Origin of the sequence: Clostridium sp. UBA4395 (genome assembly GCF_002390995.1) — a bacterium.
In the GTDB taxonomy this organism is placed as follows: Bacteria; Bacillota; Clostridia; order Clostridiales; family Clostridiaceae; genus Clostridium_J; species Clostridium_J sulfidigenes.
Genome location: NZ_DGRF01000044.1, coordinates 42788 through 58529, shown reverse-complemented (window position 1 = coordinate 58529; position 15742 = coordinate 42788). Strand labels below are relative to the sequence as shown.

At 29.3% G+C, this 15742-nt stretch carries 14 protein-coding genes; 2 read left to right on the top strand and 12 right to left on the bottom strand.

The window, feature by feature from the left end:
• Window positions 1-36 precede the first annotated feature (36 nt).
• The 3 genes from B2694_RS07285 to B2694_RS07275 form a co-directional block, all read right to left on the bottom strand.
• Complete coding sequence (locus tag B2694_RS07285) at window positions 37-873, bottom strand: CvfB family protein (RefSeq protein WP_346885173.1); 837 nt, start codon at window positions 871-873, stop codon at window positions 37-39.
• 38 nt (window positions 874-911) lie between these two features.
• Window positions 912-1409 (bottom strand): GAF domain-containing protein, encoded by a 498-nt coding sequence (locus tag B2694_RS07280; protein ID WP_346848548.1) that lies wholly within the window; start codon window positions 1407-1409, stop codon window positions 912-914.
• Between the two features lie 95 nt (window positions 1410-1504).
• Entirely contained in the window at window positions 1505-2017 is a 513-nt protein-coding gene (locus tag B2694_RS07275) for a gamma carbonic anhydrase family protein (RefSeq protein ID WP_346885198.1), read from the bottom strand.
• Window positions 2018-2501: 484 nt separating this feature from the next.
• Between B2694_RS07275 and B2694_RS07270 the strand changes: the two genes are divergently transcribed.
• Window positions 2502-5501, top strand: coding sequence for a vitamin B12-dependent ribonucleotide reductase (locus B2694_RS07270; RefSeq protein WP_346885172.1), 3000 nt, complete (start codon window positions 2502-2504; stop codon window positions 5499-5501).
• 67 nt (window positions 5502-5568) lie between these two features.
• Here B2694_RS07270 and B2694_RS07265 read toward each other — a convergent pair whose 3' ends face one another.
• The 5 genes from B2694_RS07265 to ymfI form a co-directional block, all read right to left on the bottom strand.
• Window positions 5569-6960, bottom strand: coding sequence for a hypothetical protein (locus tag B2694_RS07265; protein ID WP_346885171.1), 1392 nt, complete (start codon window positions 6958-6960; stop codon window positions 5569-5571).
• Window positions 6957-8354: a HAMP domain-containing sensor histidine kinase gene (locus B2694_RS07260; RefSeq protein ID WP_346885170.1), complete on the bottom strand. Its 1398-nt coding sequence runs from the start codon at window positions 8352-8354 to the stop codon at window positions 6957-6959. The genes B2694_RS07265 and B2694_RS07260 overlap by 4 nt, the downstream gene beginning before the upstream one ends.
• Window positions 8355-9041 carry a response regulator transcription factor gene (locus B2694_RS07255; RefSeq protein ID WP_346885169.1) on the bottom strand — a complete coding sequence of 229 codons (687 nt, stop codon included), beginning with the start codon at window positions 9039-9041 and terminating at the stop codon, window positions 8355-8357.
• An 87-nt stretch (window positions 9042-9128) separates the two neighbouring features.
• Entirely contained in the window at window positions 9129-9452 is a 324-nt protein-coding gene (locus B2694_RS07250; protein ID WP_346885168.1) for a hypothetical protein, read from the bottom strand.
• Window positions 9453-9552: 100 nt separating this feature from the next.
• A complete protein-coding gene (gene ymfI / locus B2694_RS07245) occupies window positions 9553-10290 on the bottom strand; it encodes an elongation factor P 5-aminopentanone reductase (protein WP_346885167.1) in 738 nt (245 codons plus the stop codon).
• 264 nt (window positions 10291-10554) lie between these two features.
• Between ymfI and B2694_RS07240 the strand changes: the two genes are divergently transcribed.
• A complete protein-coding gene (locus B2694_RS07240) occupies window positions 10555-10725 on the top strand; it encodes a DUF362 domain-containing protein (RefSeq protein ID WP_035133140.1) in 171 nt (56 codons plus the stop codon).
• A 59-nt stretch (window positions 10726-10784) separates the two neighbouring features.
• Here the strand turns inward: B2694_RS07240 and B2694_RS07235 are convergent, their stop codons facing one another.
• From B2694_RS07235 to B2694_RS07220, 4 genes are all read right to left on the bottom strand, one after another.
• Complete coding sequence (locus B2694_RS07235) at window positions 10785-12128, bottom strand: erythromycin esterase family protein (protein WP_346885166.1); 1344 nt, start codon at window positions 12126-12128, stop codon at window positions 10785-10787.
• 211 nt (window positions 12129-12339) lie between these two features.
• On the bottom strand, window positions 12340-13197 hold the full coding sequence (locus B2694_RS07230; RefSeq protein ID WP_346885165.1) for a YitT family protein: 858 nt from the start codon (window positions 13195-13197) through the stop codon (window positions 12340-12342).
• A gap of 244 nt (window positions 13198-13441) precedes the next feature.
• Window positions 13442-13753 carry a DUF1540 domain-containing protein gene (locus tag B2694_RS07225; RefSeq protein ID WP_346885164.1) on the bottom strand — a complete coding sequence of 104 codons (312 nt, stop codon included), beginning with the start codon at window positions 13751-13753 and terminating at the stop codon, window positions 13442-13444.
• An 81-nt stretch (window positions 13754-13834) separates the two neighbouring features.
• On the bottom strand, window positions 13835-15571 hold the full coding sequence (locus tag B2694_RS07220; protein ID WP_346885163.1) for a DUF4153 domain-containing protein: 1737 nt from the start codon (window positions 15569-15571) through the stop codon (window positions 13835-13837).
• Window positions 15572-15742 lie beyond the last annotated feature (171 nt).

Below are 15742 nucleotides of genomic sequence, written 5' to 3'. Positions count from 1 at the left end.
TAATTCTGAGATAGCTTTTAACTTTAATTACATTTTTTATTTTAACCTAGTACCATTTTCATCTTGCTCTATAAGTCCTTTTTTCATCAGTGCCCCTAAAGATCTCTTAAATGCATTCTTGCTAGCCTTAAAATATTTTTTTATATCATCTGGACTAGCCTTATCATTAAATCTCATTGAACCTTGGTTCTTCTTTAAGTAGCTAAGAATAACCTCCTCTAATTCTCCCATTTCCTCAAGACGAGGTTTTCTTGTGGTTATTTGAATTTTACCATCATCAAAGTATTTCTTTACTCTAGCCTTTATTTTATCACCAATGGAAATGTCATCATAACATTCACTTTTTAATATAATTCCTCTGAATGTATTATCTATAGCTACAACTAAATTTCCATTAGAATGTTTTCCATAAACTACGCCTTCTACCTCTTCTCCAACATTATAATGAGTAGTATCATGTAAGTATCTATCTACTCTAGTTGTTGCAGCTATTCTGTTGGTTTTATCTACATATAGATAAAATAAATATTTTTTGTCTACTTCTAATTCAAAGGGTGCTTCCCTAAATGGAACTAATACATCCCTTTCTATACCTATGCTAATAAAGTATCCTATTCCAGTCTTATCTACTACTTTTAAGTAAGCTAACTCTCCTACTTGAGCTTCTACTGGCTTCATAGTAGCTATAGGTCTGTCCTTAGAGTCTCGGTATACAAATACATCTACTTCATCCTCTACGTCTATTTCACCCACTATATTTCCCTTTGGTATTAGTATGTCTTCAGAAGTTGTCTTTCCCTCTGCATCTAAATAATATCCAAATTCACAACTTCTTGATACTTTAAGAGTATTAATTTTTCCTAATTCTATCATTTATTTTCTCCTATCCACTTTTAAAACTTTGCTTATATTTATAATTGACTCCAATCAATATATTTATTAAGCTTATCTACAAATTTTATTAAATATTTCTCTTCTAATTCTGTAAATGTGTTAAATTCATAACTATCTATATCTAGTACTCCATAAACCACATCATCTTTTATTATTGGAATTACTATTTCAGAATTTGATGCCGAATCACAGGCAATGTGTCCTGGAAAATCATGAACATTATCTATTCTTTGAATTTTCTTAGTTGCTACTGCTGTTCCACATACGCCTTTTCCTATGGCTATTCTATTACAAGCTGGTAAACCTTGAAATGGCCCTAAAACTAGCTCTTCATTTTTTACAAAGTAAAATCCACTCCAATTTAGTTTATCAAAAATAGCATATATAATGGCAGATGCATTAGAAATATTTGCATATATATCTTTTTCCGAACTTAACTGGCCTTCTAAGAGGATTAACATGTATTTATATTTTTCCTCTGTAGTCATTTTTTTTATTACATCTAACTTTATCAAAATTATCTCTCCTACCATAATTTTATTATCTAAAACTATATAAAATTCAAATTGATTATTATAAGGCTAACTTATATTGTTTCAATAGCATTATTTTACTCTTGAATTTCTTTATGCTCTCTTCCCATATTAACGTAATTCTCAGCTGAAGACTTTATAGATTTAATTTCTTCTTCTGTTAACTCCCTTACCACCTTAGCAGGGCTTCCTATACATAATACTCCACTCGGGATTATTTTATTTTGAGTTACAAGGCTTCCTGCTCCTATAATTGTATTATCTCCTATTTCAGCGCCATTTAGTATTATTGATCCCATTCCTACTAACACATTATTTCCGACATTACACCCATGAATTATGCAGTTATGACCTATGGTAACATTATCTCCTATCCTAGTAGATATTCCAAAATCATTATGTACTGTAGAATTTTCTTGAATGTTAGTATTTTTTCCTATAATGGTGGTATCCATATCACTTCTAATTACCACGCTATACCATACATTAGTATTTTCTCCTATAGTTACATCCCCTATTACCGTTGCATTTTCTGCTATAAAACATGTATCATCTATAATTGGTGTATTCCCTTTAATTGCTTTTATCATTTTCCATCCATCCTTTATACTTGAAATTTCCATAATTTTTATTCAACCTTTTTAATTTCCTAAAACTATATGAACACAACAATAATTATTATCTTTTTATATAAGGTAATGATACCATAATTTAAAAGTCTATTGTGTAATAATTTATTTTTTCCTATTATTCATCACCTAATTACTAAATTATGTATTTATTTTTCCATATGTATTATGAAATTATATTAGTTTGTAATAATTTTTATAACTTTGTCATAAAATTTTATTAGTTAATCAGTTGAAGTGGTTAGGGTACTGAAATCTACTTAATTTAAGGCTATTTTCATGTGTGAACAAGCACAGTTTAATGGAAATTTCAATAGTTGTAAGAAAAAAATTTATATAATATAATACAACATATAGTGCAAAAGCACATTTCGGACACAATATATAGTATATGAAGTATTTAGGGGGTGACTTGCTAATCATAACAGTGTGATTAGCTTTTATAATGAAGAGTATTAACAATATAATAAAAAGATACTACACAAAAGAATTAGAAACTAATAAAGATTTGACAGTATACGATTTATTCCAGTGGAAAAAAGTTGACGTAATTTTAAAAGACTATAAAAAAGGTACCGTTCTCGTAGATATGAAGGACTTAGAATTTCCAATTCACTATTCACAAAATGCTTGTGATATAATTGCTTCTAAATATTTTAAAAGAGCCTTAGTACCTAATGAAGCAGGCTATGAAAATAGTCTTAGAATGGTGGCACATAGACTAGTTAATTTTTGGTGTGAATCTCTAAAGGATGAAGGTTTAATAACTAATGATGATGAGTTTACTATACTTTATGATGAATTAGTTTATTGCTTCTTAAATCAAATGTATGCACCAAACTCTCCCCAATGGTTTAATACTGGATTAAAGCTTTCTTATGACATAGCTGGTGAACATCAAGGTCATTTTTATTATGATGAAAACATAAAAAAAGTTGTTAAAAGCGTAGATAACTATACTAGAACTCAAGCTTCTGCTTGCTTTATTTTATCTATACAAGATAAACTTTTAGGACCTCACTCAATTTCTGAGCAATATGTAACAGAAACTAAACTATTTAAGGGTGGTTCTGGATGTGGAACTAACTATTCAACTCTCAGAGCTAAAGACGAAAAGCTTTCTGCTGGTGGAATTTCTTCAGGTGTTATGAGCTTTTTAAAGGGCTTTGATAGAAATGCTGGAACAATAAAATCTGGTGGTACTACAAGACGTGCAGCTAAAATGGTTTGTCTTGACATAGATCACCCAGAAATTAGAGAATTTATAAATTGGAAGGCTAGAGAAGAAGATAAAGTTCGTGCTTTAGGGAAAATGGGCTACGACGCTTCCTTCGAAGGTGAAGCTTATGAAACTGTATCTGGTCAAAACGGTAATAACTCTATAAGATTCAGCGATGAATTTATGAAAAAAGTTGAGAATTTATCTGAAAACCCAGATGAAGTAATAACTTTAAAGGGAAGAATAGATGAAAAAATTAATAAGGATATTAAAGTGAGTGATCTATGGGATGAATTCAACTTAGCTTCATGGCAATGTGCTGACCCAGCACCTCAATTTGATGATACCTTCAACGCTTGGCATACATGTCCTTGTGGTGAAGATGGAAACTTCGGTGCAAAGCATAATAGATTAAATTCTACTAACCCATGTGGTGAATATGCTTTTTTAGATGATACATCTTGTAACTTAGCTTCAATTAATATATATAAGTTCTATAACAAAGATAGTAAAGTATTTGATTTAGATGGATATGTTCATATGGTATCTTTACTACAACTTATGCTTGAATCTTCTGTTCACTGGGGTCAATTCCCAACAGAAGATATTGCAAGAAAAACATATATGTTTAGAACAACAGGTCTTGGAATTGCAAACCTTGCTTCTCTTCTTATGGTAATGGGTTATGCTTACGATTCAGAAGAAGCTAGACAATTAACTGCTTCCCTAATTGGAGTGCTTACTGGGGCTTCTTACGTTACTTCTGCCCTTATGGCTGAAAAAGTAGGACCATTCGAAAAATATGACATTAATAAAGATGCAATGCTTAGAGTAATAAGAAATCATGGAAGGGTTGCAGGAGCGCTAGATAGTGAATATGAAGACCTTCACTATAGCCCTGTGGAAGTTAATCATGAAATTCTTAAGGCAGAAGGTAATACTGAGCTATCTGAACTTTTAAAAACTCTTTGGCAAGAAGCTGTAGAGTATGGTGAAAAATTTGGATATAGAAATGCTCAAGTATCTGTAATAGCTCCAACTGGAACAATTTCCTTTGCTATGGATTGTGGTGCTACTTCTATTGAGCCATACTTCTCCCACTTTGTTTATAAAAAATTATCTGGTGGTGGATTTATGACTATAGTAAATCCAATTATAGAAGATGCCCTTGATAACCTTGGATATTCACAAGATGAAATTAAAGACATAGTAGATTATATTCTTAGAAAAGAAATGGTTAATGAAAATGGATATGAGTATGAAAAAATTATAGATGGTAAGATTGAAGGGGCTCCTCATCTTAAAGAAGAACATCTTCACATTTTTGATACAGCAAACAAATGTGGAAGTGGTGAGAGATATATTAAGCCTATGGGACACGTTCTAATGATGGCTGCCATCACACCTCTTATATCTGGTTCAGTTTCTAAGACTGTAAACCTACCTAAAACAGCTACTGTAGATGACTTTAAAAAGGTTGTCCTTGATTCTTGGAACCTTGGGGTAAAAGGAATATCTCTTTATAGAGATGGATGCAAAGCTAGTCAACCTTTAAATACAGTTTTAGAAGAAGAAAATGATGCAGATTTAGAAAAGCTAACTTATGAAGAGCTTTTATCTAAAGCTAAAGAACTACAAAATCAAACTACTTCAGCTACTGTATTTACTCGTGAAAAACCAATTGGTATTAGATTTGGAACTACTCATCCTGCTCAAATAGATGATGTTAAAATATACACTACAGTTAATAGAAGAACAAGTGGAGAAATTTCTGAAATTTATATAACTACAGATAGAGAAGGAACTATAATAACTGGACTCTTAAATTCTCTTTCTAAATCTATTTCTGTAATGCTACAATATCATGTTCCTGCAGCAGATATTGCTAAAATGCTTAGAGGCCAAAAATATGAACCTTATGGCTTTGTGCAAAAACATCCTTACATTAAGCATGTTAGCTCCATCTCTGACTTAATCAGTAAGGTTATAGATATTGAGCTTGGTGACTATTCTCGTTGCCAAATCAAACCTAACCCTAAGGATATGGTAAAACCAACACTTCATCATAATGAAGTATCTACTACTTCTATTGACCATGGGAAATCAGAAATAAAAGGTGAGCGTATTTACTCCGAGGTTTGTTCAAACTGTTCAAGTACAAACTTAGTGAGAAATGGTACATGTAAGGTTTGTCAAGATTGTGGAACAACCACTGGATGTAGCTAAAATTATATCTGATAACTAAAAGGCCAGGCAAATTATTGCCTGGCTTTTCCTTGGTTTATATACTACACTATTCACTTGACTTAAGTAATGAATTCACTTGTTCTGTCCAATATCCTACAAATTCTTCCATGGCCCATTCTGCCATAACTATCTCCTCATCACCATTTAAAGAAATAGTTAACTCTGGTGATTCACTGATTTTTCCATCTTCTATTTTATATCCATATAAACTTGATTTTGTCTTTATTATAGTCATATTTTTATTAGGGGACGATAATGCATCCTCCGCTGATGGAACCTGATTTTTGATTCCTTGCCATGATGTAAATAGCCTATCATACCTGGCTACATTCTTAGATACTTTTAAATGAATATTTATATTATTTTCAATGCTTTCATCCTTTTTACTATGAACAGTATAAATCTGCCATCTTCCTTGATTTCTTTTGATAGAAACATCTGTAAACTTATTTATATCTTCTATATGAAGTCCTTGTGCTTCATTATTAAACTTAGTTATATTTTTCTGTTCACTAATATTTCCTAAGGAAACTGCTCCTTTACCTTCCATATTTATAGTATCAATTAAATATGTCCCTAACTTTTCTGCCCTATGATCTTCTCCTTCTTCATGAACTTTAATACTTATATAATCATTTCCTATAAAATTTATCTCTTTTGATACATTTATATTTGGTTCTTTATTTACCTTTAGATCAGCTTGCTTTTCAGATGGATTGCCACTTAAAAATACAAATTCTATATCATCCTTATAATTGTTTTCAATATATTCTCTATGAATTGAAACCTTAAAGAATCCATTTTTACGTGGTAAAAGCAGGAATGGAACCTCTTTACTATATATTTTTTTACCATCATAGGCTATCCAAAGAGTTTTATATGTGAAACCTTCATCAGTTTTACCTTTAATGCCTACTAATACTCCATTACTAATTTTCTCATTATCTGCTGTTTCATCTACACCAGTTTTTTCATTGACATTCTCCATAGGGTTATCATCTATTTTTTCAAGATAAAGTAAAACATCGTCCTGTATTACTAATACACCTTTATCTATAACAATAACTTCCTTTAAATATGTATTTTTAGACGATATGGTTACAACTTCTACTTCCTTAGTATCTTTTAAATAATCAGGTATAAAGCCTATAGTATTATAAATGTATTGTTCACCACTTACTACTTTAGATTTATAAGTTATGTTCTTGTATGCCTTATCAAACATAAATACCTCTTCATTACTAAAACTCACTTTGCTGTCTAATAAATTACAATTAAATATTTCCTCTTCTGTAATTCCTACATAATTTTTAACTTGCCATTGTCCCTTTAAAATAGAATCATTATTCGGTTTCTTTACTTCTATGTTAAATTTATTACAACCAGTAAGAATAAGTGCTAACATAAAAGTTATCAGTATTCTTATTAATCTTTTCATCTCATATCTCCTCTAGGTAACATTATAATAACCTCTGTACCCTTTTGTAATTCACTATCTATCTTTAAAAGTCCGCCATGCTGAGTTATAATTTCTTCACATATAGAGAGCCCTATCCCATTGCTTGCATTTATATTTCTTCCCTTATAAAATTTTTCTTTAACATGAGGTAGTTCATCTTTAGAAATTCCATAGCCATAATCTTTAATTGATATAGTTAAATATTTTTCATCTTCTACTAGTTTAACTATTATTTTAGAATCATTAGGTGAAAACTTTATAGCATTATCTAAAATATTTATTAAAACCTGTTTCATTCTATTTTTATCAACTTCTATAGGTTTAACCTGTAGTTCTTCAAATATGACCTCTATCCCTCGAGACAGTAGTTTAGGTTCTAATTGTCTTAATATATCTTGAGTAAACTCACCTATACTTATCATTTCTTTTCTTAAAGTGATTTTACCTGAAATTAACTTTGAAAAGTCCAATAATTCTTCTACTAGATAAGTTAATCTCTCAACCTCTGACTCTATAATTTTAAGACCTTCTCTTACTTCTTCTTTATCTTCTAAATCTGAGGACTCTAACACAATGGCCCAGCCCTTAATAGAAGTTAGAGGTGTTCTAAGTTCATGGGATACAGATGAAATAAATTCATTCTTTAGTCTTTCATTTTTTAGTATCTCCTCAGACATATAGTTTAGAGTATCAGCTAAACTTCCTATCTCATCCTTAGAGTAATTTGGTATACTCTCTTTAAAGTTACCCTTAGCCATCTTTTCTGCTCCCACAGAGACTAGTTTTAAAGGCTTCATTATACTATTAGAAATAAATAAACTTATAGTTGAAGAAATGGAAATTACTAGTATGCCTAATAAAATTATTATAAACAATATCTCCCTTATGCTTTTATCTATATCTTTAGTAGAGGCGCTAAATCTCAATATTCCATCTACATCTGTGTCAAAAAAAAGTGGATATGCTACACAAATAATCTTTTCATTATTATTTTCGTTTTGATATATATTAGCTTCCCCTTCAGTATTACCACTAGCTGCTGCTTTAACTTCTCTAGTTAGTATTCTGTCCTTTGAAATATAACCTGAAGAATCCATCATAACATTACCTTCTAAGTCTATTATTTGAACTCTACAATCCGTATTACTCCAAAATGTATCATTATCATTAAATATATTCTCTTTTACAGTATTGGAGGACAAGTATGTATTATAAAAATCTGATGATATCTTAATTTGGCCATATATAGTATCCTCTAGATTGCTATAGTAATATCCTTTGATAGCTACGTAAACCATAATTTGAACTATAAATATTGTTATAGCTATTACAATTATATTACTGCTAGAAATCTTAGTTTTTAAGGATTTCAATTAATCTTCCCTCCACTTATATCCTGTTCCCCAAACAGTTTCAATATATTTAGGTTTAGATGAGTTATCTTCGATCTTACTTCTAATACGTCTTATATTTACATCAATAATTTTGTTTTCTCCTATGTAATTATAGCCCCACACCATATCTAGAAGTTCATCTCTACTAAAAGCCTTATTGGGATTTTCCATAAACATTTTTATAAGCATATATTCTTTAGGGGTTAATTCTATTTCTACTCCACTTTTGTATAGTACCTTACTATCTAAATCTATTTTAAAAGCTCCAGATATAATTTCTCTACTCTTAAGACTATTGCCTAGTTCCATTCTTCTAAGTAAAGATTTAATAATAGCTATAAGCTCTAATGGGTTGAAGGGCTTTATAATATAGTGATCTGCACCAAACTCTAATCCCATAATTTTATCCCCATCTTGCGCCCTAGCAGTAAGCATTATTATTCCCATCTGTGGATAACTTTTCTTTAGAATTTCACACACTTTATATCCATCAATTCCAGGAAGCATTATATCAAGTATTACAATATCAGGGCTCTCTTTTGCAACTTCTTCAATACCAAGTTCTCCAGTTTCTGCTTCTACTACTTGGAAACCTTCTCTCTTAAGGCTTATCTTTACAAACTTTCTTATATGTTCTTCATCTTCAATTAATAATATTTTCTTCATTATATTCACCTCTAATGTACAAAAGCACCAATAGTAAAATAAATTAACATCGGTGCTTCTTGTTCGTAATTCTTATTTTCTCTTTAACTATTCTTCCTTATCATTACTTTCTTCATACTCTTCTACATCTACAATAGTAGAATCACTATAGTCTATATAAGATTCTGAGTCTGGAGTTACATTGGCACTATGGCTACCTTGCGGCCTTCCATTCTCATTAGAGGAATAAAATTCATTATTTTCCTTTTTCACCTTATATTTTAAGTACATTATACTAATGGTTATTATAATTACAATCCCTAGAATAAGCCATAAGATTCCTTTGAATACAATTCCTAAAACTCCAAAAATCAATGGTGAAAATATAAATAACAGTATACATACAAATATAACTTTTATTAATGTTTTCATCTCAACACTATTCATAAATTCTAATTCCTTTCTATATGTATCAATTAAATAATTAATATGCTATCTGACTTTAAAATTATTATCTATTTTAAAGGTAAATTTAAAAGCCCCCGTTTACATTTAGTATTTCCCCTGTGATGTAGCTACTATCCTTACTAGCTAAAAATACAGCAGCTCTTCCCACTTCTGATACACTTCCAAATCTCCCCATGGGTATTTCCTCTGTTAATTCTACTCTTTCTTCCTCTTTCATCCACATGTTCATCTTAGTTTCGATAACACCCGGTGCTATGGCATTTACTCTTATATTACTTAATGCTAGTTCCTTAGCTAAGGCCTTTGTAAAGGAATTTATAGCTCCCTTTGATGCAGAATATAAAACTTCGCAGGCAGCTCCTTCACCTCCCCAAACTGATGATATATTAATAATGCTACCTTCTTTTCTTGAAATCATATGATTAACTACAGAGTTTGTAGTATTAAATACTGACTTAAAATTTACAGACATAATTTTATCAAAATCTTCTTCAGTGTCATCCATAAATAATCCTATTTTAGAAATAGCTGCATTGTTTACTAATACATCCACTCTGCCCAATTTCTCTAGAGTATATTCTATTAATTCCTTAGAAAAGTTATAATTACTTACATCTCCTTTAAATAAAGTACAATAATTTCCCATGGAACTAATTTCATTTAAAGTCTCCCTTGCACTTTCATCATCGTTAAAATAGTTTAGTACTAATATTGCTCCTTCTTTAGCAAATTCTAAGGCTATTCCCTTACCTATACCTCTTGTTCCTCCTGTAATTACTACCACGTTTCCCTTTAATTTCATTTTCATACCTCTTAAAACTTCTTTAATTCCCATTGTAGTTATTTTAACATTTGTTTTTTTATAGCACTAGTTATATGTACTGAAAATAAATTAATTTAAATAAATGTTAATATATTTTACATTTACTTTAATTAGTTCATTTATTAACTATAAAATTAATTTATTTCTTGTATTTTTTATTATATTTAAATATAAATCCTCTTTATTATTATATCATAATATGGTATGATAATCATGATTTAATAGTAAAGGGGGGTCTTTTTCATGGCTTATAAAATAGTAGATACTTGCATCTCTTGTGGTGCTTGCGAATCTGAATGTCCAGTTAGCTGCATAAGTGCAGGAGATGGATTATACGTTATCGATGCTGATTCTTGTATCGAATGTGGTGCTTGTGCTAGCGTTTGCCCAGTTGGTGCTCCAGTTCAAGACTAATTGAAATAAAAAATAGATGTNNACATCTATTTTTTATTTCAATTTTTTATCTTAACTTTTTATTTTAATTTACTTATAGCATTAGTGTCTCTAATAAATATTAACCCATCAAAGGTATCTATAGGCTTTAATTTCATATAATAATCTTCTTCATACCCATTATAAAAAATAATGTTATGCATTAGTATTGAAGATGATAATATTTTTTTAATATCCTTATCCTGTGATGAAGATTTAAAATCTATAAAACTATTTGATATTTCTGTAAGGTTAAATATATTAGAAAACAATTGAGGATTTCCTTCTTCTATACTATAGATTTCATACTCACTACCTACACCACTACTGTCTATAGGATACGCTCCAAAACTACCTTGATGAAATTCTAATGCTAATGAATAATATTTATATTTATACATCTCCTTTAAATTATACCCCATGCTTTTATAATCCTTAGAAATATTGCTTATATGTTGATTTCCACTCCAAAGAACTATTTTATCATTTCCATTTTTACTCTCACGGTCTAGAATCCATTTAATGTTATCAGCTAATAATTTTCCTTCCATATTCAAAGCTTCTTTAATGTTATGCTCTGGTCCACTGTATATGGCTAATTCTATACTTTTTAGGATATTCTGAAGATATTTCGAAGCCTCTTCATACTTCTCTTCTGAGGTACTTTTTACAAGTTTCTCTTTATTTTCATTAAATATATTAATTAGAATTTCAACCTTTTCTTGTTCTCTTCTTAACTCACTTGTAGGTATACTTCTAACGGGTCTTCCTCTTACTTCATCCAATTCACCATCAAACTTCTTGTATAGATCTTCATCAATATCTCTTAAGTAATTTATTACAAAATTTGAACTATCTTCAGCATCAGTAACTTGAATACCGTAAAACTTAATTTTTTCCTTATGATTAGAATCTTCATTATACTTTCTTATCCATTCTATTAATTCCAAAGACTCCACCGTTGACCAAGAATAACCTCCATTTATCTTTGTTTGTCTTACTATGTTTTCAGCATTTCCTTCCCCATTCAATATATAATTATTGATTAATTCAGTTCTTCCAAAATCCACATCCATAGCAAAGGTTCTATACCCCATTTCCAATACTAAAAATTCCAGCATACGATGCTTAATTTGAAAAAACTCTTTTGTTCCATAGGTTGACCCACCTAAGGCTATAATTTGTTTATCCTTAAATATATCCTTAAATCCCTTTAAATCTTCAAAGCCATTGCCAACCTCCACAGTGTTTAAAGGAACTAATTTTTCTTTTATAATTTCAGCTTCCTCATTAGGACTATGTTTACACCCAAATAATCCTAAGCATACTAGCCCGAGAATTATTATAAGTGGAATTATTAACAATGCCTTATTTCCTCTTTTCATCTTCATATACCCCCTAAATACCTATTTTCACCCTTAACTCAACATATATAATTTATGGTTATATATATATTGTAACAAATTATAGAAACATTTCAATATTTATCTAAGTTTTCTTAAAGCAATGGACAAAATTCTTATTATTTTTAACTATATAGTAGAAATACAATAAAAAATCAGTAAATCTCCCAATTGAAATTTACTGATTATATAATTAGTCTAGTATATTACCAAAGCCTTCCCCTAAAACCTCATGGACATTATGGGTTATGATAAAAGCACATGGATCCACTTCTCTTATAAAATTTCTAAGCTTAATAAACTCTTTTTTACCCATTACAGTTATCAAAACATCACTTTTTTCTAAATTGTATGCTCCTATAGCACGATAAATAGTAGCACTCCTACCTAGCTCTTCAATAATAAATTTTCTTATCTCTTCAGTTTTAGAACTCATTATTTCGATTCTCTTAGTTATATTAAGTCCATCTATAACAAAGTCTACCATGGAGCCATTTATTATAACACCAAGTAAAGCATACATCCCTGTAGTAGCTCCAAATGCTATAACTGCAAGTAATGTTATACTAAAATCTATAATTAAAAGTCCTTTTCCTATTTCTAGATGCGCATATTTGTTTAATATTTTAGCAGGTATATCCGTTCCACCTGTAGATGCATTCCTATTAAATACTATAGCCATACCTATAGCTCCAATTAATATACCAAAAATTAAATTTATAAGTATATCCTGTGAAATAGGTTTACTAATAGGTGCTACTTTTTCTAAAATGGATATTATTACTGAAAGCATAAGACTAGAATATATAGTTTTTGTTCCAAATGCCTTTCCAATAAAAATAAAACCTATTACAAAGAAAAATATGTTCCCTATAAGCATTATAATACCAATACTAAGGTTAGGAATATAATGGTTTATTACCATAGCAAGCCCAGTAAGTCCTCCAGCTGCTAAATTGTGTGGAACTAGAAAAAAATGAATACCTATAGCTATTAAAATTAATCCAAAAGTTATTATAATATAATCTTTTATTTCCTTTTTCAAACTCATTCCTCCTCAATTCACACTATTGATTTTTGTAAAAACATCTTATGTTTTTCAATTTTATGTTAAGTCTCTTTATTTAATCATATATCAATAGATAAGTTATTACAATATCCCTCTTTTACTTATATATGTTTCACTGTTTAAACACTTATATACGTAAAAAACTACTACTATAAAATTTGACCGAACTTAATCAGAAAATTTAATAGTAGTAGCTTGTTCTTTATATTTACTTATAGTATTTTTTTTACTTGCAATGAAATGTAGCACACTCTGTTTCTCTTGGCTTACATGCATGGTCTCCAGAAATACAAATTTCTGAAGCATCACATTTATGGTTTACGTTATAAACACAATTGGTAGCTTCACATCCTAGTACCATTTCTGGATTAGGTGTTTGATTACTATTTGACATAGCTCCACTTTTTTCTGCAAAACTATCACAACAAGTAGACGATTTATGAGTAGCTTCTCTTCCACCTACTTGAATAGAATCAATGCAGCAATAATAATCATTATTATATGCACAACTACATGCATCACATTTTAATTTAGTCATAAGAATGCCTCCTAAAATTTATTTCTATAATATTGTTTCAATTTAGTAGGCAAATTATTCTTACATTATTTTATTGTTCTTTTACTTTATCTTTACAAATACAGAAAATTTAATTTCTGTAGATTCTATATGGTTATAATTTAAATCCTTACGCCCAGAAAAGTTATCAACTTTTATTTTGATTTTAACTTCATCTGTTTCATCTTCGAATTGCATATCTTCTACAGGTATGGAGTTTGTTTTATTAACACCATATTTATCTATTATCTTATTAAAATACTCATTTAAATTTTTATTATATATCTGTTTACCTTTCTCTAATATCTTAAGTTCATTAGATGCTTTATTATAGTCAACTGTAATTCCATAAGAATTCTTATTAGCAGCACTTTGATAACTTATAATGTTAAAAAGGTAATCATAGTCCTTTATTTCTATAGGCTCTAATATTTCTTCACTTGTAAAATAAAAATGTTCATATCTACTTTCATAATTTAAATTAGAATAAGTTATTCCTAGTACCCTCTCTGTATCACTTATAGTAAAATTATCTGGCAAATATTTAATATCCTTTAATTCATGTTTTCTATTAAAATAATCCAAAATACTATTGAGCTCTATTTGATCATCTTTAGAAACTGGATCTATAGCTTTAACTATTTTACCATTTTCAATCATATTATTTTTTATAAGGAACTTTTCAAATCTTTTATTTTGACTATACTTAGATAAATTATAACTACTCAAAGGTCCACAAATTGATATAAAAGTAATTATAGCAAGAGATATTGGGAGTATAATATTTTTTACTTTCTTAATTATTGAGTAATATATCATTATTCCAAAGACCCAAATCCCTAGGGCTAAAACAAAATATCTATTTTCAGTTATTCCATAGGCATTAACTCTTATTCCCATAGAAATAAACATAAGTACTATAAGAGGAAGTATTGCCTTTGGAAACACCTTTACAAACTTGCTTACCCAAGGATTATTTTCCTTTACTGGTGAAGTTAAAAACAAGGTTCCTGCTGATATTACTCCATACCATAATACTAAATGAGAAACTAATCCTTCAGGCCACTGTCTAGTAATAATTATCTTAGCAAAATATATATATAAGATTATTGTGTATATAGAAATTAATGGCATAATTATATAAAGCATTAATATCTTAAACACCTTTGGATACTTTTCAACCTCTATAACTTCTTCCTTTTCTGGGATTCCTCCAAGAAAAAAGCATTGTGCAAAAACTCCTACAACTATAAGCCATGTATAATAATATATCTCATATTTAACTTCTATTCCTAAAAGATAATCTACGGTGAACAATATTGCTATTAATCCTAAATATAAAACTATAGAATATAAAACTGTTGTAAAAAATCTTCCTAAAACCTTTATTACATACATCTCAAAACTTCCATCCTTATAAATATATGGAGTAAAAAAGAACCCTGTAATAAATATTATAATAAGACCAACATATCTAGTAACCTGAACCATATTTAAATCTTCAAGACAAAAATATCCGTAGACTGCTAAACAAATAGCTGCAATAATATAAATTAAATATTTAAACTTCTCATTAGATTTATTTCTTCTTTCAAAATATAATTCAATGCAAATATATACTGGAATACTAAGTACTAAAGTCATCACAACACGTCTTAATTCCTCATCACTTCCAATACTTTCTCCCATATAGATTAAAGTTATAACTGCAGCTATAGATAAAAATATGGGTATAGGAAATCTTTTTACCGAATCTTTTATAGAATTTTTCCATCCATTTGCCAAAGTTTTAATATACAATAATATGCCCCCCCTTTATTATAAAATTATTTTTCTATGTTTTATAATTACCTTTAGATAACTATTTATGTACCACTGTAAATTACACCCATTATACCATATCATCTAAATTAAAACATTTATCTATTACACATAATATTATCATATATGTAAAGAATATTCCTATTAAAT

Coding starts and splice junctions, on each gene's coding strand:
- B2694_RS07285 (WP_346885173.1), bottom strand. CDS start 873: ATGATAGAATTAGGAAAAATTAATACTCTTAAAGTATCAAGAAGTTGT.
- ymfI (WP_346885167.1), bottom strand. CDS start 10,290: ATGAAATTAAAGGGAAACGTGGTAGTAATTACAGGAGGAACAAGAGGT.
- B2694_RS07265 (WP_346885171.1), bottom strand. CDS start 6,960: ATGAAAAGATTAATAAGAATACTGATAACTTTTATGTTAGCACTTATT.
- B2694_RS07235 (WP_346885166.1), bottom strand. CDS start 12,128: ATGAAAAGAGGAAATAAGGCATTGTTAATAATTCCACTTATAATAATT.
- B2694_RS07255 (WP_346885169.1), bottom strand. CDS start 9,041: ATGAAGAAAATATTATTAATTGAAGATGAAGAACATATAAGAAAGTTT.
- B2694_RS07240 (WP_035133140.1), top strand. CDS start 10,555: ATGGCTTATAAAATAGTAGATACTTGCATCTCTTGTGGTGCTTGCGAA.
- B2694_RS07225 (WP_346885164.1), bottom strand. CDS start 13,753: ATGACTAAATTAAAATGTGATGCATGTAGTTGTGCATATAATAATGAT.
- B2694_RS07275 (WP_346885198.1), bottom strand. CDS start 2,017: ATGATAAAAGCAATTAAAGGGAATACACCAATTATAGATGATACATGT.
- B2694_RS07270 (WP_346885172.1), top strand. CDS start 2,502: ATGAAGAGTATTAACAATATAATAAAAAGATACTACACAAAAGAATTA.
- B2694_RS07250 (WP_346885168.1), bottom strand. CDS start 9,452: ATGAAAACATTAATAAAAGTTATATTTGTATGTATACTGTTATTTATA.
- B2694_RS07230 (WP_346885165.1), bottom strand. CDS start 13,197: ATGAGTTTGAAAAAGGAAATAAAAGATTATATTATAATAACTTTTGGA.